Annotated in this window: 17 protein-coding genes and 1 other annotated feature; of the genes, 16 read left to right on the forward strand and 1 reads right to left on the reverse strand. The window is 48.2% G+C overall.

Going from position 1 to position 22,275, the window contains the following annotated elements; translation table 11 throughout:
- The first annotated feature begins 44 nt into the window (after positions 1–44).
- From glpK to ANCC_RS03310, 8 genes are all read left to right on the forward strand, one after another.
- The gene (gene glpK / locus ANCC_RS03275) at positions 45–1,541 is read left to right on the forward strand and encodes a glycerol kinase GlpK (RefSeq protein ID WP_006567424.1); all 1,497 of its coding nucleotides are present in this window, start codon (positions 45–47) and stop codon (positions 1,539–1,541) included.
- Between the two features lie 190 nt (positions 1,542–1,731).
- Entirely contained in the window at positions 1,732–2,478 is a 747-nt protein-coding gene (gene larB, locus ANCC_RS03280) for a nickel pincer cofactor biosynthesis protein LarB (RefSeq protein WP_006567423.1), read from the forward strand.
- Positions 2,475–3,737, forward strand: coding sequence for a nickel pincer cofactor biosynthesis protein LarC (gene larC, locus ANCC_RS03285; RefSeq protein ID WP_006567422.1), 1,263 nt, complete (start codon positions 2,475–2,477; stop codon positions 3,735–3,737). The genes larB and larC overlap by 4 nt, the downstream gene beginning before the upstream one ends.
- The gene (gene larE, locus ANCC_RS03290) at positions 3,724–4,557 is read left to right on the forward strand and encodes an ATP-dependent sacrificial sulfur transferase LarE (RefSeq protein ID WP_006567421.1); all 834 of its coding nucleotides are present in this window, start codon (positions 3,724–3,726) and stop codon (positions 4,555–4,557) included. Before larC ends, larE begins: the two co-directional genes overlap by 14 nt.
- 3 nt (positions 4,558–4,560) lie before the next feature.
- Entirely contained in the window at positions 4,561–5,583 is a 1,023-nt protein-coding gene (locus tag ANCC_RS03295) for an energy-coupling factor ABC transporter permease (protein ID WP_006567420.1), read from the forward strand.
- Complete coding sequence (gene cbiQ, locus ANCC_RS03300) at positions 5,567–6,367, forward strand: cobalt ECF transporter T component CbiQ (protein WP_006567419.1); 801 nt, start codon at positions 5,567–5,569, stop codon at positions 6,365–6,367. Before ANCC_RS03295 ends, cbiQ begins: the two co-directional genes overlap by 17 nt.
- 14 nt (positions 6,368–6,381) lie before the next feature.
- On the forward strand, positions 6,382–7,131 hold the full coding sequence (locus ANCC_RS03305) for an energy-coupling factor ABC transporter ATP-binding protein (protein ID WP_006567418.1): 750 nt from the start codon (positions 6,382–6,384) through the stop codon (positions 7,129–7,131).
- A complete protein-coding gene (locus ANCC_RS03310; RefSeq protein ID WP_006567417.1) occupies positions 7,132–7,539 on the forward strand; it encodes a MerR family transcriptional regulator in 408 nt (135 codons plus the stop codon).
- A gap of 51 nt (positions 7,540–7,590) precedes the next feature.
- Here the strand turns inward: ANCC_RS03310 and ANCC_RS03315 are convergent, their stop codons facing one another.
- Positions 7,591–11,283: an EAL domain-containing protein gene (locus tag ANCC_RS03315; protein ID WP_083774650.1), complete on the reverse strand. Its 3,693-nt coding sequence runs from the start codon at positions 11,281–11,283 to the stop codon at positions 7,591–7,593.
- Between the two features lie 144 nt (positions 11,284–11,427).
- Positions 11,428–11,656, forward strand: a binding site (T-box leader).
- Positions 11,657–11,728: 72 nt separating this feature from the next.
- On the opposite strand from ANCC_RS03315, the gene aspS reads away from it, so the two are divergent.
- From aspS to ANCC_RS03355, 8 genes are all read left to right on the forward strand, one after another.
- Positions 11,729–13,474, forward strand: a complete 1,746-nt coding sequence (gene aspS / locus ANCC_RS03320) for an aspartate--tRNA ligase (RefSeq protein ID WP_039946707.1) — start codon at positions 11,729–11,731, stop codon at positions 13,472–13,474.
- Between the two features lie 89 nt (positions 13,475–13,563).
- Positions 13,564–14,934: a YjbE family putative metal transport protein gene (locus tag ANCC_RS03325; protein WP_006567413.1), complete on the forward strand. Its 1,371-nt coding sequence runs from the start codon at positions 13,564–13,566 to the stop codon at positions 14,932–14,934.
- A 77-nt stretch (positions 14,935–15,011) separates the two neighbouring features.
- Positions 15,012–15,983 carry a HipA domain-containing protein gene (locus tag ANCC_RS03330; RefSeq protein ID WP_006567412.1) on the forward strand — a complete coding sequence of 324 codons (972 nt, stop codon included), beginning with the start codon at positions 15,012–15,014 and terminating at the stop codon, positions 15,981–15,983.
- Between the two features lie 201 nt (positions 15,984–16,184).
- Complete coding sequence (locus ANCC_RS03335; RefSeq protein WP_039946704.1) at positions 16,185–17,006, forward strand: transketolase; 822 nt, start codon at positions 16,185–16,187, stop codon at positions 17,004–17,006.
- A gap of 11 nt (positions 17,007–17,017) precedes the next feature.
- On the forward strand, positions 17,018–18,004 hold the full coding sequence (locus ANCC_RS03340; RefSeq protein ID WP_006567410.1) for a transketolase family protein: 987 nt from the start codon (positions 17,018–17,020) through the stop codon (positions 18,002–18,004).
- Positions 18,001–19,011 carry a zinc-dependent alcohol dehydrogenase gene (locus tag ANCC_RS03345; RefSeq protein ID WP_006567409.1) on the forward strand — a complete coding sequence of 337 codons (1,011 nt, stop codon included), beginning with the start codon at positions 18,001–18,003 and terminating at the stop codon, positions 19,009–19,011. Before ANCC_RS03340 ends, ANCC_RS03345 begins: the two co-directional genes overlap by 4 nt.
- A gap of 102 nt (positions 19,012–19,113) precedes the next feature.
- A complete protein-coding gene (locus tag ANCC_RS03350) occupies positions 19,114–21,840 on the forward strand; it encodes a sigma-54-dependent transcriptional regulator (RefSeq protein WP_006567408.1) in 2,727 nt (908 codons plus the stop codon).
- Between the two features lie 80 nt (positions 21,841–21,920).
- Positions 21,921–22,274: a hypothetical protein gene (locus tag ANCC_RS03355; protein ID WP_006567407.1), complete on the forward strand. Its 354-nt coding sequence runs from the start codon at positions 21,921–21,923 to the stop codon at positions 22,272–22,274.
- Position 22,275: the final 1 nt, after the last annotated feature.

Raw genomic sequence — 22,275 nt, forward strand, 5'->3', positions numbered from 1 at the left:
ACGTGTGGGAGCACAGAGAATTAACGGAGATCTAGGAGGGCAATATGGAGAGATACATTATGGCACTGGATGCGGGAACAACGAGCAACCGGTGTATCCTGTTCAACAGAGAAGGCAAGATCTGCAGTGTGGCTCAGAAGGAATTCACTCAGATATTTCCGAATCCGGGATGGGTGGAGCATGATGCGGACGAGATCTGGTCTACGCAGCTTGGAGTGGCGGTGGAGGCCATGCAGAAGATCGGTGTCACGGCGGAACAGATTGCAGGCATCGGCATCACCAACCAGAGGGAAACTACGATCCTTTGGGACAAGGAGACAGGGGAGCCGATCTACAATGCCATTGTGTGGCAGTGCCGCAGGACCTCACAGCTCTGTGATTCCCTGAAAGAACAGGGACTGGAAGAAAAGATACGGGATAAGACCGGTTTGATCATCGATGCCTATTTTTCCGGGACGAAGGTCAAGTGGATTCTGGACCACGTGGAAGGAGCAAGGGAGAGGGCGCAAAAGGGAGAGATTCTCTTTGGAACCGTGGAGACATGGCTGATCTGGAAACTCACAAAAGGAAAAGTCCATGTGACGGATTATTCCAATGCGTCCAGAACCATGCTGTTTAATATCAAAGATCTCACATGGGATAAGGAGATCCTTGAGATTCTTGACATCCCGGAAGCGATGCTTCCGAAACCTGTCCAGTCAAGTGAGATATACGGTGAGGCAGACCCGTCATATTTCGGCGGTGCGGTTCCTATCGCGGGCGCGGCGGGAGACCAGCAGGCGGCTCTGTTCGGACAGACCTGCTTTAAGGCGGGCGAAGCCAAGAATACATATGGCACGGGAGGATTCCTTCTCATGAATACAGGCCGGATGCCTGTAAATTCCCAGCACGGACTCCTGACAACCATCGCATGGGGACTGGACGGTAAGGTGGACTATGCGCTGGAAGGATCTATTTTTGTGGCGGGAGCTGCCATCCAGTGGCTGAGGGATGAGTTAAAACTCATCGATTCTTCCCAGGATTCTGAGTATATGGCCCAAAAAGTGAAGGACAGCAACGGCTGTTATGTAGTGCCGGCGTTTACGGGACTGGGTGCTCCTCACTGGGACCAGTATGCCAGGGGAACGATCCTCGGCATTACCCGCGGAGTCAATAAGTGCCACATTATTAGGGCGACATTAGAGTCTATTGCATTTCAGGTCAATGATGTGCTGAAGGCTATGGAGGCCGACGGAGGCATTCATTTAAGTTCTCTCAAGGTAGACGGAGGCGCCAGCCAGAACAATCTTTTAATGCAGATGCAGGCAGATATCAGCGGTGCCCCGGTACACCGTCCGGCCTGTGTGGAGACGACAGCTATGGGAGCGGCATACCTGGCAGGCCTTGCAGTCGGCTATTGGGATAGCAAAGAGAAGCTGTCCGAGAACATGGAGATCGACTGTGTCTTTGAACCTCAGATCAGTGAGGAAGAAAGAGAGAAAAAAGTATCCGGATGGAAACGGGCAGTCCGCTATTCATACGGATGGGCAAAAGAAGAATAAGAGAGTTGATTTTTTCACCAGTCTTCCCACTGGTGAAAAAATATGATAAAATTGGTTGGACCAATTAAGGAAGATTGTAAAAAATATTGACTTGGAGTGAGCTCCAGGTGATATAGTAAATTCAGGAGCACACAGTGGCCGGCAGGAAGATGCCGCGGCCTTCAAATAAAAAAGTAAGGAGTGCGCAGAGATGGAAGCACATGAAGTATTAGAAAAAGTCAGCCGGGGAGAAATGTCCGTTGGGGAGGCAGAAGCATTTTTCCGCAGGGAGCCCTTTGAGGATATGGGGTATGCCAAACTGGATACCCACAGAAAATTAAGGAACGGAGCTGCCGAGGTTGTCTTTTGCAGCGGTAAAGCTGATGACCATCTGGTCAGTATTTTTCAGAGATTATGGGAACAGAACGGGGAAGTATTCGGAACGAGAGCTTCCCGGGCACAGTATGAACTTGTCCGGCAGGAACTTCCGGAACTTACATACGATGCAGTATCCCGCATTATGAAGATTGAAAAGCCCGGGAAAAAGAAGATTGGAAAGATTGCCGTATGCACAGGAGGCACGGCGGATATTTCTGTGGCCGAGGAGGCGGCCCAGACAGCGGAGTTCTTCGGCAATCACGTGGACCGCATCTATGATGTGGGAGTCAGCGGCCTTCACCGGCTCTTGTCCCGGCTGGATGTGATTCAGAGTGCCAACTGTGTCGTTGCGGCGGCAGGAATGGAGGGCGCTCTGGCAAGTGTCATCGGTGGACTTGTTGACAAGCCGGTGATCGCGGTGCCTACCTCTGTGGGCTACGGGGCCAGTCTGAACGGCATTTCGGCTCTGCTCACGATGATTAACTCATGTGCCAACGGCATTGCGGTTGTAAATATTGACAATGGATACGGTGCCGGCTACATGGCATCACAGATCAACAGACTGGGGGAACGATCATGAATCAGACACTTTATTTAGAATGCTATTCCGGGATCAGCGGCGACATGATGACAGCGGCTCTGCTGGATCTCGGGGCCGATGAAAAGGTCCTTTCAGAGGCTCTTGAAAGTCTTCCTATAAAGGGATTTCGGACAGAGGTGACAAGAGTATCTAAGGCAGGACTGGACGCGTGTGACTTTCACGTGATCCTGGATCGCCAACATGAAAACCACGACCACGATATGGAATATCTTCACGGACACAGCCACGACCATTCTCACGGAGATCACGGACATCATTCTCATGACCACGAACACAGGGGGCTCGCAGAAATTCTTGAGATCCTTTGCAGGGCACAGATCACGGACGGTGCAAGAGAGAAGGCGGTGAGAATTTTTGAGATACTCGCAGAGGCGGAGGCCAAGGCTCACGGGACCAGTATAGAAAAGGTCCATTTTCATGAGGTGGGAGCCGTGGACTCTATCGTGGATATTACGGCAGCAGCTGTCTGCCTCGACAACCTTCAGATTGACAAGGTCATTATTCCTGTGCTCTGTGAGGGAAGCGGGTCTGTGCGCTGCCAGCACGGTGTGATCCCGGTCCCGGTTCCGGCAGTTACCGCCGTCACGTCTAAATACTCCATTCCCCTGCACATGACGGATGTGCAGGGAGAACTGGTCACTCCGACCGGCGCCGCTATCGCAGCGGCCATCCGGACTTCCGCCCGGCTGCCGGAGCGGTTTGTGATCGAGAAAACCGGGATCGGGGCCGGAAAGAGAGAGTATGAACGGCCGAGCCTGCTGCGGGCCATGCTGATCCGGGAAACAGAAAACGCAAGCGCCGGCGATTATATATACAAGCTGGAGAGCAATATTGACGACTGTACCGGGGAAGCGCTGGGATACGTGATGGAACGGCTGATGAAGGCAGGGGCAAGAGATGTCCACTATACACCCGTATTTATGAAGAAGAACAGACCGGCCTATCAGCTCAATGTCATCTGCAAGGAGGAAGACATAGAGAAACTTGAGGGGATCATTTTCCGGGAGACGACGACCATCGGCATCCGCAGACAGAAGATGGAACGAAGTGTACTGAAACGGCAGGTGAAAACAGTGAAGACTTCTCTGGGGGAAGCCCGGATCAAGGTGTGTTTTATGGAAAACGGAATGAGAGCCTATCCGGAGTATGAGAGTGTCAGGGAACTGTGCAGAAAGAACGGGCTTTCTTTCCAGGAAACCTACCAAAGGATCGCAGAGGAATGCTATGGACAGATATGAGGAACACTGCGCAAATTTAAAAGAGGCAGTCAGAGGCTTTGTAAAGGAAGATGTGGCGCTTGCTTTTTCCGGAGGAGTGGACAGCAGCCTGCTCTTAAAGCTTCTGTGCCTTGCGGCAGAGAAAACCGGGAAAAAGGTGGCGGCATTTACGATGGTGACAAAACTTCACCCGTCTGGGGATGCCAAAATTGCGGAGAGAGTTGCCGGGGAAGCGGGAGCCGTTCACCGTGTCATTCATGTGGATGAACTTTCCCATGCGGGGATCATGGACAATCCGGAAAACAGGTGTTATCTGTGCAAGAGATATCTGTATACAGAACTGCTGAAATCGGCGAAAGCGTTGGGGATACAGACGGTACTGGAAGGAACCAATGCGGATGACCTGAACGCCTACCGTCCGGGAATCCGGGCAGTAAAAGAGCTGGGAATTCTCAGTCCTCTTGTGCAGGCCGGGATGACCAAAGCCGATATCCGCAGGATGGCATCGGAATATGGGATTTCTGTGGCAGAGCGGCCGGCAAGTCCCTGTCTTGCCACGAGATTTCCCTATGGGACCAGACTGTCTTGGGAGAAAATGAAGATGGCAGAGGAAGGGGAGAAGTTTCTGAGAACATTGGGCTTTTACAATGTTCGTGTCCGTATTCACGGAGATACGGCGAGGATCGAAGTGGACGAGAAAGATCTTCCCGGTCTGGTCAAAAACAGAGCGGCTGCGGTAAAGCGGCTGAAAGAAATAGGCTTTACATACATTACGGTGGATCTGGAGGGATTCAGGTCCGGCAGCATGGACACTCACTTGAAACAGGGAAAGGAGAAATAGGATATGCATATGGCAGATGCGCTTGTGGCCCCTGCGGTGGCAGGCACCATGTATGCCTGTTCTGCGGCGGCAGCAGGATGGGCGGTAAAAAAAGTACAGGAGGAAGATGACCCGAAAAAAGTTCCGCTGATGGGGGTCATGGGAGCCTTTGTGTTCGCAGGACAGATGATCAATTTTACGATCCCGGGCACAGGTTCTTCCGGGCACCTGTGCGGAGGAATGCTCGTGTCGGCAGTACTGGGACCATTTGCGGGATTCCTGACCATGATCGGGGTACTGCTGATCCAGTGCCTTCTTTTTGCGGACGGAGGGCTTCTCGCACTTGGATGCAACATTTGGAACATGGCGTTTTACGGCTGTTTTATAGGAGCCGGGCTTCTCTGGAGGCGGTTCATGAAAAACGGACCGGATAAAAGGAAAATTACATATGCATCCGTTATCGGATGTATCCTTACCTTACAGCTGGGAGCACTTTCCGTGACAGCAGAGACACTTGCTTCGGGCATTACAGAGCTGCCTTTTGGAGTGTTTGCAGCTGCTATGCAGCCGATCCATCTGGCCATCGGACTGGTGGAAGGACTGATCACTGCTGCGGTGCTCTGTTTCCTGTACGAGGCCAGGCCGGAGCTTATCTGGACCGGAGACTCCGGGAAATCTGTGGCAGGCGCAAAGAAGCCGAAGCTCTCTTTCCGAAAAGTGCTGCTTGCACTTGCAGGCGCATTTGTACTGATCGGAGGCGCATTATCCCTGGCTGCATCCTCAAATCCGGACGGGCTTGAATGGTCTATACAAAAAATCACAGGATCCGCGGAGCTTGCGGCTTCCGGTCCGATTCACGCTGCGGCCGAAAGGATTCAGGGCCTGACCTCCCTCCTGCCGGATTATTCTATCCCGGATCGGGAGACGATGCTTGGAACTTCTCTGTCAGGCATCTTCGGAGGAATCGCGGTGATCGTGTTATGCACAGCCGTCTGTTACCTGTTCGGCCTGTTTAGGAAGAAAGGGAAACATGAGCAGAATCAATGAGGCAGTACATGAAATACACCATCTGGATGCCATGGCCCAAAGAGAGGGGCAAATCAACAGGATTCATCCTCTGAGCAAGCTTCTCGTGACGGTCTGGTATATCGCTTTTACCATGTCATTTCCGGCCTGTGACCTGAGCGGAACCTTTTGTATGATCCTGTATCCCGCAGTAATCATGCGGGCAGGAAACATTTCTGTGGTCAGAAGCATAAGAAAATTAGGTCCGGTTCTTCTGCTCGTCTGTGCGGTGGGGATCGCGAATCCGTTTTTTGACCGGGGCGTACTCTTCCGGGCCGGACCTATACCGGTAACCGGCGGCATGATCTCCATGGCGACACTGATGCTCAAAGGAGTTTTTGCGGTGCTGGCGTCTTACCTGCTGATCCTGACAACGTCCATGGAGAGCATCTGTTATGCTCTGCGTCTCCTGCATGTGCCGAAGATCCTGGTGACCATGGTGCTTCTGATCTATCGGTATGTGATCGTGCTGCTGAAAGAAGCCGAACGGATCTCCCAGGCGTACTCATTGAGAGCACCGGCTCAGAAGGGAATCCATTACCGGGCATGGGGGACCCTGCTGGGACAGCTGATGTTAAGAAGCATCGACCGGGCCCAGACGGTCTATGAGAGCATGCTGCTCCGGGGCTTTGACGGAAGTTTTCATCTGTCAAAGAAACAGAAAATGGACCCGGGCAGTGCCGTTTATCTGGCAGGCTGGCTGGGTATCGTTGTCTTGCTGCGGTATGTTTCTGTTTTTAAACTTGCCGGAAGCCTGCTAAAATAAAATACGGAGGAAGTATGAACAAAATAGAAGTAAACGGTCTCACTTTTTCTTATGAAAAAAGAGCCTCATCAGGCAGAAAAAATGTGCTTTCCGATTTAAGCTTTACGGCAGCGGAGGGAGAGCGCATCGGCCTGATCGGGGCTAACGGAGCAGGGAAGTCTACACTGCTCAAACTCATGGTAGGGCTTCTGACAGATTATGAAGGAGATATGAGAATCGGCGGGGTCAGTGTGGAGAAAGATTCTCTGGCGGATATCCGAAGAAGGACGGGATATGTATTTCAGGACTCGGAAAGCCAGCTTTTTATGTCTACGGTATACGAGGATGTGGCTTTTGCGCCACGCAATTACGGGCTCTCTGAGGAGGAAACAAGAGAGAGGACGATGAGAGCACTGGAGAGTGTCCATATGGAGCAGATGAAAGACAGGCATATCTACCGGCTGTCCGGAGGAGAGAAAAAAAGGGCATCCATCGCATCAATCCTGTCCATGGAGCCGGAGGTGATCCTTATGGATGAGCCGTCGGCGGCTCTGGACCCGAAAAACAGGCGCAGCCTGATTCATCTCCTGAACGGACTTTCCGGGACGAAAATCATTGCGTCCCATGACCTGGATTTCATCTATGATACGTGTGAGAGGACTATCCTGATCGCAGACGGAAGACTTGCAGCAGACGGACCTACGGGAGAAATATTAAGGGATCAAACACTTTTGGAAGACAATGGGATGGAACTGCCGCTGTCATTTTCCAGGACTTTGAATTGAATGGAGGAATGTATTTTGACGATCGCAGAAGTGAGTAAGAAGTATGACATAACCGCAGATACGCTGAGATATTATGAAAGGATTGGGCTGATACCCGCTGTCCCGAGGAAGCCGAACGGCATCCGGGACTATGACCAGGCATCCTGCCAGTGGGTGGAACTGATGAAGTGCATGCGGAAAGCCGGGGTGCAGATCGAGGCACTGATCGAATACGTAGCGCTGTTTCGTCAGGGTGACGAAACGATGGATGCCCGGAAAACGATTCTCATTGAACAGAGAAAACGTCTGGTACAGAAAATGCAGGATATGCAGGAAACACTGGAACGCCTGGATTATAAAATAGAGATGTATGAGCAGGGGAAAATGACAAGTGACTATCAGCTGCATATCAAAGACTGCCAAAAATGATTCTGTTTCACATTTAATTGAGCTGCCGGTCCCGGCAGCTCTTTTGGATGATCATAAAGATTCTGTTTTTCTGCAGATGCACATGTAAGAAAAACTGTCTGTACTTCCGTTAATCGGGCTGGCCTCCAGTGATATAGCGAATGATTCTTTCTGAGGAAAATGTATGTTGACAGAAGCCTTAAATTCTGAATTTTTTTTCATGGCTTTTAAAAGGTCCTGTCTTATCTGTCTTAGATTTTCAGGATGCACGGTATCGTTGTAAAAACGGGTTCTGACATACTGGTCCAATGATTCTGCTGTATAGCCATATTCCGCAAAAAAGCCCTCAGAGAGCAGCCTGAATTCAATTCTGCCTTCTCTTATTCGAAGCAGGAAAATACTTTCCGGAAGATGGACAAACAGATGGCTCATTCGGTTTCGGAGATTGACAGTCTCTGTAATGTCCGTGATGATCCCCTGTAAAAACTGCCGGCCCTGATACTCCATATACCTGCTTTGATCTATGACCCAGATGTATCCGTTTTTGCTGAGCATACGGTATTCAAAATTGACTATCACATCCTGCCGCTCAAGTTCTTCTACTCCGGCTGACACCAGGTGTCTGTCGTCAGGGTGGACCATGTTCATAAACTTATTGCCGAAGCGGTCCTTTATCTCCTGTCTGGTAAAGCCAAAGATCTGGAGGAAGCGGTCACTTATATAGAGAAAATCATAATCCGGAGTGTCTTCACACCGGTGATAACCTCCGGGCATATCATTGTTCAGGAATGCCAGCTCCTGGGATTTCCGCATCAGTATGGCATTGCGCTCCGCCAGCTGCTGCTGGACGCTCATCGGTTCAGAAATATCAGTGCAGGCACTGACGATAGCCAAGCGGCCGTCTTCTGCTTCTATGACCTTTCCTTTGTCCAGGGACCAGAACCAGGAACCGTCTTTTTTGGGCATCCGGTATGTAGTCGTATACTCAAGCCCGGCGTAGTATTCCGGACCGATATCTTTTGCCACCTGTTCCCTGTCATCCGGATGAATGGTATTGATGACTCTGCCGTCTATGGCCTGCTCGAATTCTTCAAAGGAACCGTAGCCCAAAAGCCGGACCATTTCATGGTTGGCGAAATAGAGAGGGAAACCGTCTTCACAGTAGCCGCCGATCATTCCTCCCGGCGACATCTGGGCGAAGATGGAGGCAGCAGTCCTGCGGTTTTCTTCCGTAAGTTTCATAAAGGACGGATCTTTTTCCGAGATATGGACAACAGCAGACAGAGCCCGCTGGGATGCATTCAGCCTCTGTTCTCTCTGTTTCTGCTCAGTCACGTCACTGATGGAACCATAGTAGAGTTTATCCCCTCCCTGTTTCTTCAGAAGGTACACATGCATATGAATCCAGATGGTGCTCCCGTCATCTTTAAGGCGCCGGACGTCCGCTTCGGCTCCGTTTAAAATACTGCGGTCAGCGCTGTCGAATAAATCAAAGACTGTCTGATGATCTTCTTCATAAATATTTTCCAGGATGATTCTGCGCTGTTCTTCCAGATCAACGGCATTGGAACCCGTAACTTTAAAATATTGTTCATTACAGCGCACAAGTTCGATCTCACGTCCATGGATTTTATAAAAAGCTACACCGCCCATAATATTATTCAGCATTGCCTCACTGACAATATTCTCATTTAGCAGCTCTTTGATATGGAGACGTTCCAGCTGGCGTGCCTTGATGCCTCTGAGATCGAGATTGTTCTTATTGGCCAGTAAAGGCTCAAACACGCTGATGGGCATAGGATGGTAGAAGTAGTACCCCTGTCCATAGGTACAGCCCATATTTAAAAGATAATCCATCTGTTCCTTTGTCTCAACGCCTTCGGCTATGATTTTCATACCCATGAAACGGGCCATGCTGATAATGGCTTCCAAAATGCCGTATCCTTTTTCGGCGCTCTGTTCATCCATCTCCAAAAATTTCATATCAATTTTTAAGACATCTACGTTGACGTCTTTCAGCATGTTCAGGGAAGAGTAACCGCTTCCGAAGTCATCCATCAGGACAGTAAATCCAGAGGCTCTGAGTTTTTCAATCGTATCGTTGATGAGCTCGTATTCTTCCGTATAAGCGCTCTCTGTAATTTCGATCTCGATCAGATGCGGTTCCAGACGGTATTTTTCTGTAAGATCCTTAAAAGTCTGTACGATGTCCAGTGAATAAACATCTACCCTGGAAACATTGACAGAGATCGGAATGGCTCTGTGGCCCCGGTCAATCCAGTCTCTGACCGAACGGCACACCCTGTCCCACACATAAAGATCCAGATTTGTAATAAATCCGTTGCTTTCCAGAAGCGGGATAAATTCTCCCGGAGATATCATGCCGCGTTTTGGGTGATTCCAGCGGACCAGAGATTCCAGACCGATGATCTTTCCGGTAGCCATGTTGCACTTCGGCTGAGCATAAAACGTAAATTCTTCCTGTTCCAGGGCATGCTGGACTTCCGACAGGAGAATATGGTTATTCTTCATTTTCTGCATCATGCCGCTGTCATAAATACAGGACCTCTTTGTGTAATTTCCTTTGACAGAAGACATGGCAATGGCTGCACGGTCATACATGGTCTGAATGGCTACGCCGCAGTCTTCGATCATATATAAACCAAAGGCAGGCAGAAACCCTACATTGCCCTGATAGTGCCTGATATAACCCATGATCTTTTGCTGGAGAGAAGAAATAACTGCCTGATCGTTGGGGAGAATAATACAGAAATCATCGTCTCCCATATAGCCGGCGATCCCTTCGTGCTCCTCCTGTGCCTTTTTCAGATGGAGGCCGATGTCTATGAGAAACTGGTCACCCGCCTCCTGTCCGTACCATTCATTGAAAAGCTTGAAATGTTCTATGTCAATGACCATGAGACAGTGCTCATGTGTTCCTGATGTCTGCAGCAGCCGGACTGCTTTCTGAACGAATATATTTTTTCGGTAAAGTCCTGTCAGAGGGTCAATAGAAGTGGAAGGAAGCGGCTTATGTTCCTGGATTTCCAGGCTTTTTTCCTTCTGCTCATGAATGTCCTGAACAAAACACATAATGATCTGGTCATCATCTCTGCTCTGGCGGACAGCCACGGCAGTCTGGGCAACCCAGCAGTAGCTGCCGTCTTTTTTTGCTTTCCGGAACTGGCCTAAAAGAAACGGAGACGGAGACGCGCTGCTGAGCCGTTCCATGATCGTATCCAGATTCCAGAAGTCAAGATAGTCCGCAATATCATCGGGATGAACTAATTTCCGGGATATAACTTCTGCCATCATCGTGGATAAAGATCCCTCTTCTGAGGGAATAATATATTTGTCAGAAAGATGAAATAAAACTTTGAAGGAATCTTTTGTGAGATTCAGTTCAAATAATTCGTCATAGGCAGAGAGATTCGTGAGGTTATAAAATAAATTTTTATTGCCCTCATAGATGGCTTTGGACAGGACAACGTGACAGAGCCCTTTCCCCGGCCAGTCTATCGTGCCGGTGCTCACATCGATCCACTGATGGATCTTCTTATTATAAAAGAGCGTGCTTTCATTCTCAGATACATGAAGAGGACAGCCGCCGCACGGTGCTTTCTCCCCGCAGAAGACTTCATAGCATATATCGCCGCAGCAGATCTGTGGAAAGACCTGCTGAAGCTCCCTGTTGAAATGCACGATCCTGTAATGATCGTCAATGATATAAATACTCGTTTCCGAAGTAAAATTATTAGAATTCATATGTATATTCCTGTCAGGCGGATTTACTATATAGTACTTTATTATTATAGTATTTTTTGTGTAAATCAGTCAATCACAAGAGAGGAAATATAGAAAAAGAGAAAAATAAATTGACAAGACAGACAAAACTGAACTATAATGATCCAAAAAGCGTAGATTGAGAAAAGTAGCATAAATTATCGCTTCCAGTGAGCGGGAGACAGTGGGAACTCCGCAGAGTGAATTTATGTGAAGAACACTCAGGAGCTGCAATCTGAACATCCTAAGGATTAGTAGGTGCGCCGCAGGCTGTGCGTTATTCAGCATACCAGAGAGGCTGCAGGGCAGCAAATCAGGTGGTACCGCGGAACTTGTACAGTTGTCCGTCCTGAATGATTTTTTAGGATAGACGACTTTTTTTATTACAAAAAAGTTTATCACGATGAAAGTAAAAGGAGAAAAAGAAATGTCAGATATGTACCGCAGCAAGACTATGGATAAGATTTCTGAGAGTGATATCGGGTCCCAGTTAAAGATTGCCGGGTGGGTGGAAAATATCCGAGACCACGGCGGAGTTTCATTTATTGATTTAAGAGATATGTACGGCGTCATGCAGGTCGTGTTAAGAGACGCAGATCTTTTAAATGAAGTGAGAAAAGAAGAATGCCTTTCCATCGAAGGGGTCATTGAGCACAGGGACGAAGAGACTTACAATCCGAAAATTCCTACGGGAACTATCGAACTGGAAGCCCATAAGATTACAGTGCTCGGCAAGGTATATACTGACCTTCCGTTTGAAGTATCAGGTTCCAAAGAGATCCGTGAGGATGTCCGCTTAAAATATCGGTATTTGGATTTGAGAAACCGCAAAGTAAAGGACAATATCAAATTCCGCTCCGAAGTCATCAGTTTCCTGAGAAGAAAGATGGATGACCTTGGATTTATGGAGATTCAGACACCGATCCTCTGCGCATCTTCACCGGAAGGGGCGAGAGACTATATCGTGCCGTCCAGAAAATACAAAGGGAAGTTTTATGCCCTCCCTCAGGCTCCGCAGCAGTACAAACAGCTTTTGATGGTATCCGGCATCGACAAATACTATCAGGTAGCGCCTTGTTTCAGAGATGAGGACGCCCGCGCCGACCGTTCTCCGGGAGAGTTTTATCAGCTGGACTTTGAAATGAGTTTTGCCACACAGGAAGATGTCTTTAAAATCGGTGAGGAAGTGCTGGCAGAGACTTTTAAGAAGTTTGCGCCGGAAGGGTCTGTTGTGACAGACACGCCATTCCCGGTGATCAGTTATCAGCAGGCAATGCTGGAATTCGGAACGGACAAACCGGATTTAAGAAATCCTTTGAGGATCGTGGACGTGACAGACTTTTTCCAGAGATGTACCTTCAAGCCGTTTCATGACAAGACGGTAAGGGCCGTGAAAGTTCACGCAAATCTCTCAAAAGGATTCCATGAAAAGCTTCTTAAATTTGCACAGTCCATCGGCATGGCCGGACTCGGATACCTGGAAGTAAAAGAGGATATGTCTTACAAGGGACCGATCGACAAATTTATCCCGGAAGATATGAAGAGTGAGCTTGCCGAAAAAGCACATCTTGAGGCTGGGGACGTGATCTTCTTTATCGCAGCCAGTGAAAAACCTGCCTGTCTGTTTGCGGGACAGATCAGGGACGAACTTGCCGCGCGCCTGGATCTCTGTGAAAAAAATGCCTATCGTTTCTGCTACATCAACGATTTCCCGATGTATGAGACAGACGAGGAGACAGGTCAGGTGACCTTTACACACAATCCGTTCTCCATGCCGCAGGGAGGACTGGAAGCGCTGAACGAAAAAGATCCTCTGGATATCCTCGCATACCAGTACGATATCGTCTGCAACGGAGTGGAACTTTCCTCCGGTGCGGTGAGAAACCATGATCTGGACGTCATGGTCAAGGCATTTGAAATCGCAGGATACGACGAAGAGACATTAAAAGAAAAGTTCGGAGCGTTATATCATGCGTTCCAGTTCGGCGCACCGCCTCATGCGGGAATGGCGCCGGGTATCGACCGTATGATCATGCTCCTTAGAAATGAAGAAAATATCCGCGAAGTAATCGCCTTCCCTATGAGCGGAACTGCACAGGATCTCATGTGCGGGGCTCCGGGAGAAGTGTCAGAGCTTCAGTTAAGGGAAACACACATCAAAGTAAGAGATTAATAGTTAAAAAAGCCGTACATTCAGAAATGAATGGGCGGCTTTTTGCATATATATGGTAAATAATAAAGTTTGCACAGGGGGAAGGCCTTTTGGGTACGCTTCTTCAGATTATTTTTATCAACCTTGTCGTGTCTCTGGATAATATCGGCGTCATCGCCATGGCAACCAGGGGGCTTTCAAAGCGCCGGGCCAAAGCGGCCCGAGATCTGGGCGTCTGGCTGTCTATCTTTCTTAAGATGATCTTTGTGGGGATCATCGGATTTTTGTTCAGGATTCCATGGCTTCACATCAGAATACTGGGAGGTGTGATGCTTTTATATGTCACTTTCACGATGATGATGGAAAGCGGAACGGGAAGTGAAAAGCGTGAACAGACAGGACGGAAGGACAGCTTCTGGTTTGCAATCATTTCGATCGTGGCAGCAGATGTGAGTATGAGTTTTGACAACGTGCTGGCTATCCTCGGAGTCGTGTCTGCGGACGGCGGCGGTCTGCATATGAGAGAATTTCTGCTGATCTTCGGCGGCCTGGCATTTTGTGTGCCGCTGCTTCTCTGGTTCAGCGGAACCATTGCAGAGTGGATGGAAGAGTTTCCGGTCCTAAACGATATCTGCGCCGGATACCTTGTCTACACAGCAGTCAAGATGATGATGGAAGATGAGTTCGTATCTCTATTCCTTCAGGAAATCAATTTTTCCATCGCGGCACCGTGTGCGGCACTGGCCGGTATCCTTGTGGCCTGTTTTAAAGTCTATTCGGAGGGAAGAGATTTTCAATATCACAGCGGGAAGATTCTCGTGGCCTGTGTCACGGCTCTGTCCTGCTATGCGGTCATGGACATGGCAGTGCTCTCGTACCTGAGCACCGGGCCTTCTCCAAAGGGATACCAGCTGAGTCTGGAAACTCTTTACGGATTTCTTCCAAAAGGGATCAATGCGGTCCATCTCACCTCCATGTCCTCCGGAATCCTGGAACTATGCGTGGCAGTTTATACAGCAGATGTGATGAGGCGGAGGGAGCCGTCCTCATTTTTCTGGAAATACATAAAAGTAGAAAATACGATGGCAAGGCTTTTGCTGTTTCAGACAGCGCTCTATGTCATAGGGCTGACGCTTAACTTTGGGCTTGGAAAGCCGGATGTGTGGATGTTCATCCTGGAACTGCTCTTTGAATTCCTGCTGCTGAGTGTCTATGCGGCAGTCTTCGGGCTTTTGTGCTTTTCTTTTAAAAACGGGGGATTGGGACTGGGGATGAGCCTTTTGTTCCTTCTGCTGGAAGCAGTCATATCTTCTGTGCTGATGCTCGACGAGACCAGCGTGCTGGCGGGAATGTTCCCGAATTATTATCTGGAGAACCTGGAAAGTCATATGCACGATATGATCTTTGTCATGAGAGGGATCTTTATGTCGGCAATTTATATACTGCCTGCGCTGATGATTGGGGAGAGAAAAATGAATTGATAACCACGTATTTACGTGGCATACTATACAGTATAGAAGCTCTGGTATAATGGCTGCAAAAAATTGGACAAAAGGATATGGAAAGGGAAAGAATGATTGATATAAAAGATCTAAATAAATACGAGCGTGATTTTTCTACTTATTATGGAGGGAGAAGTGGATCTAAATATGCGATTATAATTGACGGAGAACGATGGATGATAAAGTTCCCAGAGAGTACAAAGGATTTTATGGGAAGACAAAAAAAGAACGCCCACTTTCCATCTTATACAGCCAGTCCATTAAGTGAATATATTGGTTCTCAGATTTACCAATCATTAGGGATTCCTGTGCATGAGACAATGTTAGGAATAAGGGATAACAAATTAGTTGTTGCATGTAAAGATTTTGATCCTTTACACAGGCTGGTAGAATATGGACAGATAAAAAACTCATTGACAGACACAGAGATAGAATTGGTGCATAGTTCATCAGGCCAGCAGGGAGAAGCTTTGATGGATGTACTGAATGTTATTTCCACAGCGCCGGTTTTTCAAAAGACTCCTGGGGTGAAAGAAAGATTTTGGGATATGTTTATTGCAGATGCCTTTATTCGGAATAATGACCGCAATAACGGAAACTGGGGCATTTTTATTAATGCAGACGGAACAGGAAAATTGGCACCTGTTTATGACAATGGAAATTGTCTGTTTAATAAACGCAATCCTTCTGTGGCAGAAAGGAGAATTGCAAATGAAAGAGATATCTATCAGGATGCCCTTGGTACCGGTGTTTCATTTTTTACAGATAAAAACGATAAAAATATTCATCCATTTCAGTATATCGAAAGCGCTGAAAATCCTGACTGTACAGCTGCATTATTAAGGTTTGTAAAGCATTTGGATGTAAGAGAAATAGATAGGATTGTCGAAGAGATTCCTGAGAATTTTCAAGATATACAGATTATAACAGCGATACAAAAAGAACATTATAAAGCGGTATTCCATATGATGCTGAACAAGAGCATTTTTCCTGCAGCAAATAATTTTGAAAAAAACCTGATAAAATAAGGCTTTAAAGCACCTTTATTCATAGGAATAGAAGTTAAAAAATTGAGCAAAAAACAACTTATGTAATGAGAGTTAAGTTGTTTTTTGCTCAATTTTTATAATGATACCACTTACAGAGAGATTTTCCCATTAACACACTATGTTGGCATGGTTTTTGCTTTCTATTTTGTCATATCAACGGAACAAAAAGGAGGTACGTGTATGGTAACAGAGCAGGAGTTAAGAGAACTTACTGATTTTGCGCAGGAAATCAGGATCTGGACAATACGGCAGATGGCAGAGAGAGGGTTCGGACACATGGGAGGGGCTATGAGTATCTGCGATCTGCTGAGTGTGTTATACGGGAAACGGATGAAGGTTTGTCCTGAGGACCCTTCCTTTGAAGAGAGGGACTGGCTGGTATGTTCCAAAGGACATGCAGGGCCGGCGGTGTATGCGGCACTGGCATTAAAGGGATTCTTCCCGAAGGAGTGGCTGTATACGCTGAACCAGCCGGGCACAAGGCTGCCGAGCCACTGCGACGCGGGAAAGACACCGGGGATCGATGTGACGACCGGTTCTCTGGGACAGGGGCTCTCAGCAGCCTGCGGCGTGGCTTTGGCAAAGAAACTGGACGAAAGGAAAGAACGGGTCTACTGTATCATCGGCGACGGCGAGAGCCAGGAAGGACAGAACTGGGAGGCTGCAATGTTTGCGGCACAGAACCGTCTGGGGAACCTGACTCTGTTTGTGGATAACAATAAAAAACAGCTGGACAATGACACAGAAAAAATCTGTGACATGGAGGATTTTGAAGAGAAATTCAAAAGTTTCGGCTGGCATACAGTCCGGGTAAACGGACATGACTGCAGAGCCATTGATGATGCGGTTGGCCAGGCCATACAGGAACAGGAGCGGCCTACGGCGGTGATTCTCGATACACTGAAAGGAAAAGGCTGTAAGTTTGCGGAAACCATATGGAATCATCATATCAATGTGACCGGAGAGCAGGCCAAGGAAGCGATCGAAGCCTTAATGGCGTAAGGAGGGAGAATATGAGCGTAGTAATATCCAATACACATGAAAACGGCGAGAGATCCATGGCGGAGATCTACTCAGAGACCATGATGGAACTGATGAAAGAAAACCGGGACATTGTGGAGCTGGAGGCGGACCTGGGATTCTGTCTGATGGGAAACCAGATGAATGAACTGGCAGAGGAAGTTCCGGGACAGATCATTGACTGCGGAATTCAGGAAGCAAACATGACAGGGGTTGCCTGCGGCCTGTCTTTTGCCGGGAAAATCCCGTTTGCCCATTCCTTTGCGCCGTTTATTTCCAGAAGGGCCAATGATCAGATTTTTATTTCCGGATGTTATGCGGGTGCCAATGTAAAACTTGTGGGATCTGATCCGGGGATCATGGCGGCATACAATGGCGGAACTCACATGCCTTTTGAAGATGTGGCAGTTTTAAGGGCATTTCCCGGGATGACCATTGTTGAGCCGACGGATCATGTGATGTTAAAAGATCTGGTAAAGCAGCTGGCAGAGAAGAAAGGAATGTACTACATACGCTGTGCGAGAAAAAATGTACCCAGGATTTATGAACAAGGTTCTGAGTTTGAAATCGGAAAAGGAAATATCGTGAAGGACGGAACGGATGCATCTGTAATCGCCAGCGGCATCATGGTGGCAGAAGCGCTGAAAGCAGCCCACATATTAGAGAAGGAGGGTATTTCCGTAAGAGTCGTGGATATGTTTACGATTAAACCGCTGGACTGTGGACTGACAGTGCGCTGTGCACAGGAGACGAAGGCTGTCGTGACGGCGGAAAACCACAATATCCACGGAGGACTGTATGGTGCGGTTTGTGAGGTGCTGGCAAAGACAAATCCTGTCCCGGTGGAGGCCGTGGGAATAAAAGATGAGTTCGGTGAAGTGGGAGATATGGAGTATCTGAAAAAACGGTTTGGCCTCACGGCAGATGATATCGCTCAGAAAGTCAGAAAAGTCATAGAGAGAAAGCGGGTGGAGAGATGAAACGCAGGATTGCAAAGCTGACCGGACCAAAAACATTTGAGTTTTTTGAAGAAGACCTGCCGGAGCTGAAATCAGACGAAATACTGCTCAAAATGGTCAGCGCGGGACTTTGTCATTCTGACATTCCGGCATATATGGGCACCAGCGCCATGGGAAGAAATCCTCTTGGATATGAAGATGTGGTTAAACCTCATTATCCTATGGGAATCGGCCACGAACCGACCGCTGTAGTGGAAGCCGTGGGAAATGCTGTGACAAAATTTAAACCGGGCGACCGGGTGACTGGAGTGACATCAGAGTGTATGGCGACACACAAGATCATCAGGGAGGAGGAGAGAATCCTCAGAGTGCCGGAAATGGATAAACCTTTTGAATGTTGTCTTGGAGAGCCGATGATGTGTGTGGCAAATATCGTTCAGGCTGCTAAACCGGCATTCGGTGACCATGTGGCGGTGATCGGATGCGGGTTCATGGGCCTTTTGACCATCGCCGGACTGAAGAATGACCGTCTTGGAAGTCTGACGGCCGTTGATTTGGTGGACGGACGGCTGGCTGTGGCAGGAGAATATGGAGCGGACCATACGGTGAATCCGGCAAAAGAGTCTTTAGAGGAAGCCATGATGAAGATCACAAGAGGAAAGGGATTTGACGTCATCGTGGAAATCACAGGAAGTCTCAGAGGATTGGCTTCTGCCCTGTCTATTTCCAGGATCAGCGGAAGAGCAAAGATCCTTCTCCCGTCTATGTATACGAGAAATGAAGTGTTTACGCAGAAAATGGCCTATCATATGATGTACCGCTCTCCGATCCTCCATGTGGTACATCCGTGGTACTGCGAAGACTATATGGACACACTGGAAAAAGCAGTGAGTGCCTACAAAAAAGGAATCTTCCCCACAGACCGGCTGATCACCCACAGAATTCCGTTTGAGGAGATTTCCCGGGGATTTGAACTGCTTGAAAATAATCCTGAAGAATATGTAAAAGGAATTATAGTATTTGACTGACGGAAGATAATGGAAGAAGCCCTTTCTTGAGTTTATGTACTTCATTCGGTACAATAGTCATAAGAAAACCAGGACGCCAAAGAGAGAGCAGGGAGAGAGCGTATGAACCGGAAGGAGAAAATATTTCAGTATTTATCAGAATATGCAAGAATACAGACAGACAGCGGCTTTGAGCCGGAGGCGGACTCAGGCTATATTGCAGAAAGGCTGGGACTCGACCGGAGCAATGTGAGCAGAGATCTGAACGAACTTGCGCGGGAGGGATTGACAGTGAAGCTGGACGGAAGACCGGTCAAATTTGTTCCCGCAGAATTTTACCGGAAACCGGAGCCTGAGAAGAGGGAATCGAAAGAATTTGCTTTTATGATCGGGGAGGACGGATCGCTGAAAACGCAGATTCAACAGGGGAAGTCTGCGGTGCTGTATCCGCCCAATGGTCTGCACACGCTGCTGGCAGGTCCGACTGGAACAGGTAAGACTACATTTGCGGAGAAACTGTACCAGTATGCCAAAGCCATGAAGGTGATGAAGGAAGATGCCGGATTTATTGTCTTTAACTGCGCGGAGTATGCCCAGAATCAGGAACTGATTCTTTCCCAGTTGTTTGGCCACAAAAAAGGCGCTTTTACCGGAGCTGAAAAGGACAAACCCGGACTGGTGGAAAAGGCAGACGGAGGCATTTTGTTTCTGGATGAGATCCACCGCCTGCCTCCCTATGGACAGGAAATGCTGTTTCTCCTCATGGATAAGGGATGCTACCGGAGGCTCGGCGAGACAGAGGAAGTGAGAAAGGCGAGTGTCCTGATTATCGGCGCTACGACGGAAAATCTGAATACGACCCTCCTTAAGACCTTCCTTCGGAGGATGCCGGTGGTCATTCATCTGCCATCGCTGGAAAAGCGGCCGCTCATCGAGCGGCTTCGGCTGATTGAGGAGTTTTTTTCGGCAGAACAGAAAAAGATCGGGGCGCCCATCCAGGTATATAAAGATGTGGTCATTGCCCTTCTTTTGTATTCCTGTCCGGGGAACATCGGGCAGCTTTCTGCCGATATCCAGCTCTTATGCGCCAGAGCATTTCTGGAATTCAAGGTAGAACAGAAGGAAGTGGTGGAGATCAACTTTGAAATCCTGCCGTCCTATATACAGAACGGACGCCTGGAATCTTCAAAGAAAAAGAGCGATCTGATCGAATTTTTGCAGTACTCCGAAGATTATCATATGTTTCTGGACAGCGAGGCTGACGGTGAGCCGGGAACCGAGAATCTATACATGGAGATTTCCAAAAAGTACGAAAAATTCCTGGAGCAGGGAAGATCCGGCGGTGAGATCAGCGATATCATCGAGGATGATCTGGAGCAGTATATGAATGCGCTGCTCAAAAAGTATGATATGAAGAAGGAACACTATGAAAAGAAAAATCTTCTGAAGATTATTGACGCAAAAGTGTATTACGCGGTGGAGGACATCCTGCAGTTTGCGGAGATAAAACTTGGAAGGAAGATGCCGGAGCGGATCAAGGTCGGAATTGCCATGCATGTCAATGCCATGACCGAGAGGATTTCCAAAGGGATCATGCTTAAGGAAAAAGAATTAAATGACATTGTCCTGAATCATCCCCAGGAATTTCAGACAGCAAAGGTCATGTTAAGGCTCCTGGAAGAAGAACTCGGGATACAGGTTCCAAAGCAGGAGATCGGATATTTTACCATGTTTCTGTGTGCCATGGATGAGGAGGCGATCTATCCGAAAATAGCGGTCATCGTCATGGCCCATGGGGACAGCACAGCCAGCAGTATGGCAGAGGTAGCAAATAAGCTTTTAAAGACCGGACACTGCCATGCCATCGACATGCCTCTGGATGTGCCTGCGGAGGAGGCACTGGAAAAGGCGGTGGTGCTGGCAAAAGAAACAGATGAAGGCAGAGGAGTGCTGGTGCTTGCAGATATGGGCTCCCTTCTCATGTTCCCGGAAATGATTGAGAAACGGACCGGAATCCCTGTGAAAACAGTTCCCATGGTGTCCACCATCATGGTCATTGAGGCGGTAAGAAAAGCGATGCTCAGGGGTGCGGACATCGACCGGCTTGCGAAGGAGCTGAGACAGATCGGAAAGGTGTTTGACCAAAAGCATGGAGAACAAAATATCCATACAATCCTGGTCACATGTTTTACAGGGCAGGGAACGGCACTGAAGCTTTCCGAAATTATCAGGGATATGATCCCGGCAGAGCAGCAGAGCCGGTTTAAGATCCGCTGTATGGATTTTGAAGGGATGGATGCGGTAAAGGAAGCAGAAGGGCAGGAAGATCTGTCCGGGGCAGATGCAGTGGTCGGTACGGTTGATTTGAAACTTCCCAATGTCCCGTTTATCTCCGTGGACGAGTTCGTTGTAGGAGACGGAATGGCAAGGCTCAGCGAGATGATACAGGGACAGGCTGAAACTGTCTGTGAGACAAAAGATGAAGCAGTCATGGATGAAAAGCTTTTGACCGGAACTCTGGAACAGCTTTTATATTTTCTGAATCCTAAAAAAATGGCAGGCCAGGCCATGGAATCCTTAAAGGAATCTGTCAGGGCATTACATATGGAAGTGACAAGAGAACTGGCTGTGCGGTATGTGATTCATCTGTGCTGTATGCTGGAGCGCCTGATCCAGGAGGAAGTTCTGCCGCATCAGGAAACGGAAATTTTAAAAAAGAAATATAAGCACATATTTGATACAGTCAAAAAAAGCCTTCGTCCCCTGGAGGATTGTCTCCATCTGCAGATACCGGATTCGGAGACTGCGTACCTTGTAGAAATGATTCTAGAAGAAAAGGAATCCTGCTGATTGGACTAACTTTTTTTTGGAACCGTCTCACCTGATATAAAAACTCGAAGTGGTAAAAAATAATCAGGGGGAATACAGAGATGAAGAAGAAAAGACGCATTTGGATATTGGCCGCAGTGTTAGCTGTGGCGGCAGTACAGGGAACTGTTTTTGCAGAGGACCAGGAGTCCGGTAGTACAGCAGAAGCTGTGACAGAAACAACAACAGAGGCTGACAAACTTCTGAAGACGGAAGTGCTCATGGAAACTGCCAGAGAGCAGATTTCAGATGAAAAGCAGGAGCAGCCCAAGATCAAAAAGACTGGGAAGAAACAAAACATGCAGATGCAGAAGCCCATAAAAAAGGCGGCAGACGGGCAGACCTTATTGGATGTAAGCAAAGGAAACATCAGCATTACAAGCGCCGGAGCGACCGGGGGGGGGTACAAGCAGTGAG

The organism is Anaerostipes caccae L1-92, assembly GCF_014467075.1.
GTDB classification, from domain to species: Bacteria; Bacillota; Clostridia; order Lachnospirales; family Lachnospiraceae; genus Anaerostipes; species Anaerostipes caccae.

Excerpts from the sequence above, each read along its gene's own strand:
- ANCC_RS03315 (WP_083774650.1), bottom strand. The coding sequence starts at position 11,283 with ATGAATTCTAATAATTTTACTTCGGAAACGAGTATTTATATCATTGAC.
- aspS (WP_039946707.1), top strand. The coding sequence starts at position 11,729 with ATGTCAGATATGTACCGCAGCAAGACTATGGATAAGATTTCTGAGAGT.
- ANCC_RS03330 (WP_006567412.1), top strand. The coding sequence starts at position 15,012 with ATGGAAAGGGAAAGAATGATTGATATAAAAGATCTAAATAAATACGAG.
- ANCC_RS03335 (WP_039946704.1), top strand. The coding sequence starts at position 16,185 with ATGGTAACAGAGCAGGAGTTAAGAGAACTTACTGATTTTGCGCAGGAA.
- ANCC_RS03295 (WP_006567420.1), top strand. The coding sequence starts at position 4,561 with ATGCATATGGCAGATGCGCTTGTGGCCCCTGCGGTGGCAGGCACCATG.
- larE (WP_006567421.1), top strand. The coding sequence starts at position 3,724 with ATGGACAGATATGAGGAACACTGCGCAAATTTAAAAGAGGCAGTCAGA.
- ANCC_RS03350 (WP_006567408.1), top strand. The coding sequence starts at position 19,114 with ATGAACCGGAAGGAGAAAATATTTCAGTATTTATCAGAATATGCAAGA.
- ANCC_RS03355 (WP_006567407.1), top strand. The coding sequence starts at position 21,921 with ATGAAGAAGAAAAGACGCATTTGGATATTGGCCGCAGTGTTAGCTGTG.
- cbiQ (WP_006567419.1), top strand. The coding sequence starts at position 5,567 with ATGAGCAGAATCAATGAGGCAGTACATGAAATACACCATCTGGATGCC.
- larC (WP_006567422.1), top strand. The coding sequence starts at position 2,475 with ATGAATCAGACACTTTATTTAGAATGCTATTCCGGGATCAGCGGCGAC.
- glpK (WP_006567424.1), top strand. The coding sequence starts at position 45 with ATGGAGAGATACATTATGGCACTGGATGCGGGAACAACGAGCAACCGG.
- ANCC_RS03310 (WP_006567417.1), top strand. The coding sequence starts at position 7,132 with ATGGAGGAATGTATTTTGACGATCGCAGAAGTGAGTAAGAAGTATGAC.
- ANCC_RS03340 (WP_006567410.1), top strand. The coding sequence starts at position 17,018 with ATGAGCGTAGTAATATCCAATACACATGAAAACGGCGAGAGATCCATG.
- larB (WP_006567423.1), top strand. The coding sequence starts at position 1,732 with ATGGAAGCACATGAAGTATTAGAAAAAGTCAGCCGGGGAGAAATGTCC.
- ANCC_RS03305 (WP_006567418.1), top strand. The coding sequence starts at position 6,382 with ATGAACAAAATAGAAGTAAACGGTCTCACTTTTTCTTATGAAAAAAGA.
- ANCC_RS03345 (WP_006567409.1), top strand. The coding sequence starts at position 18,001 with ATGAAACGCAGGATTGCAAAGCTGACCGGACCAAAAACATTTGAGTTT.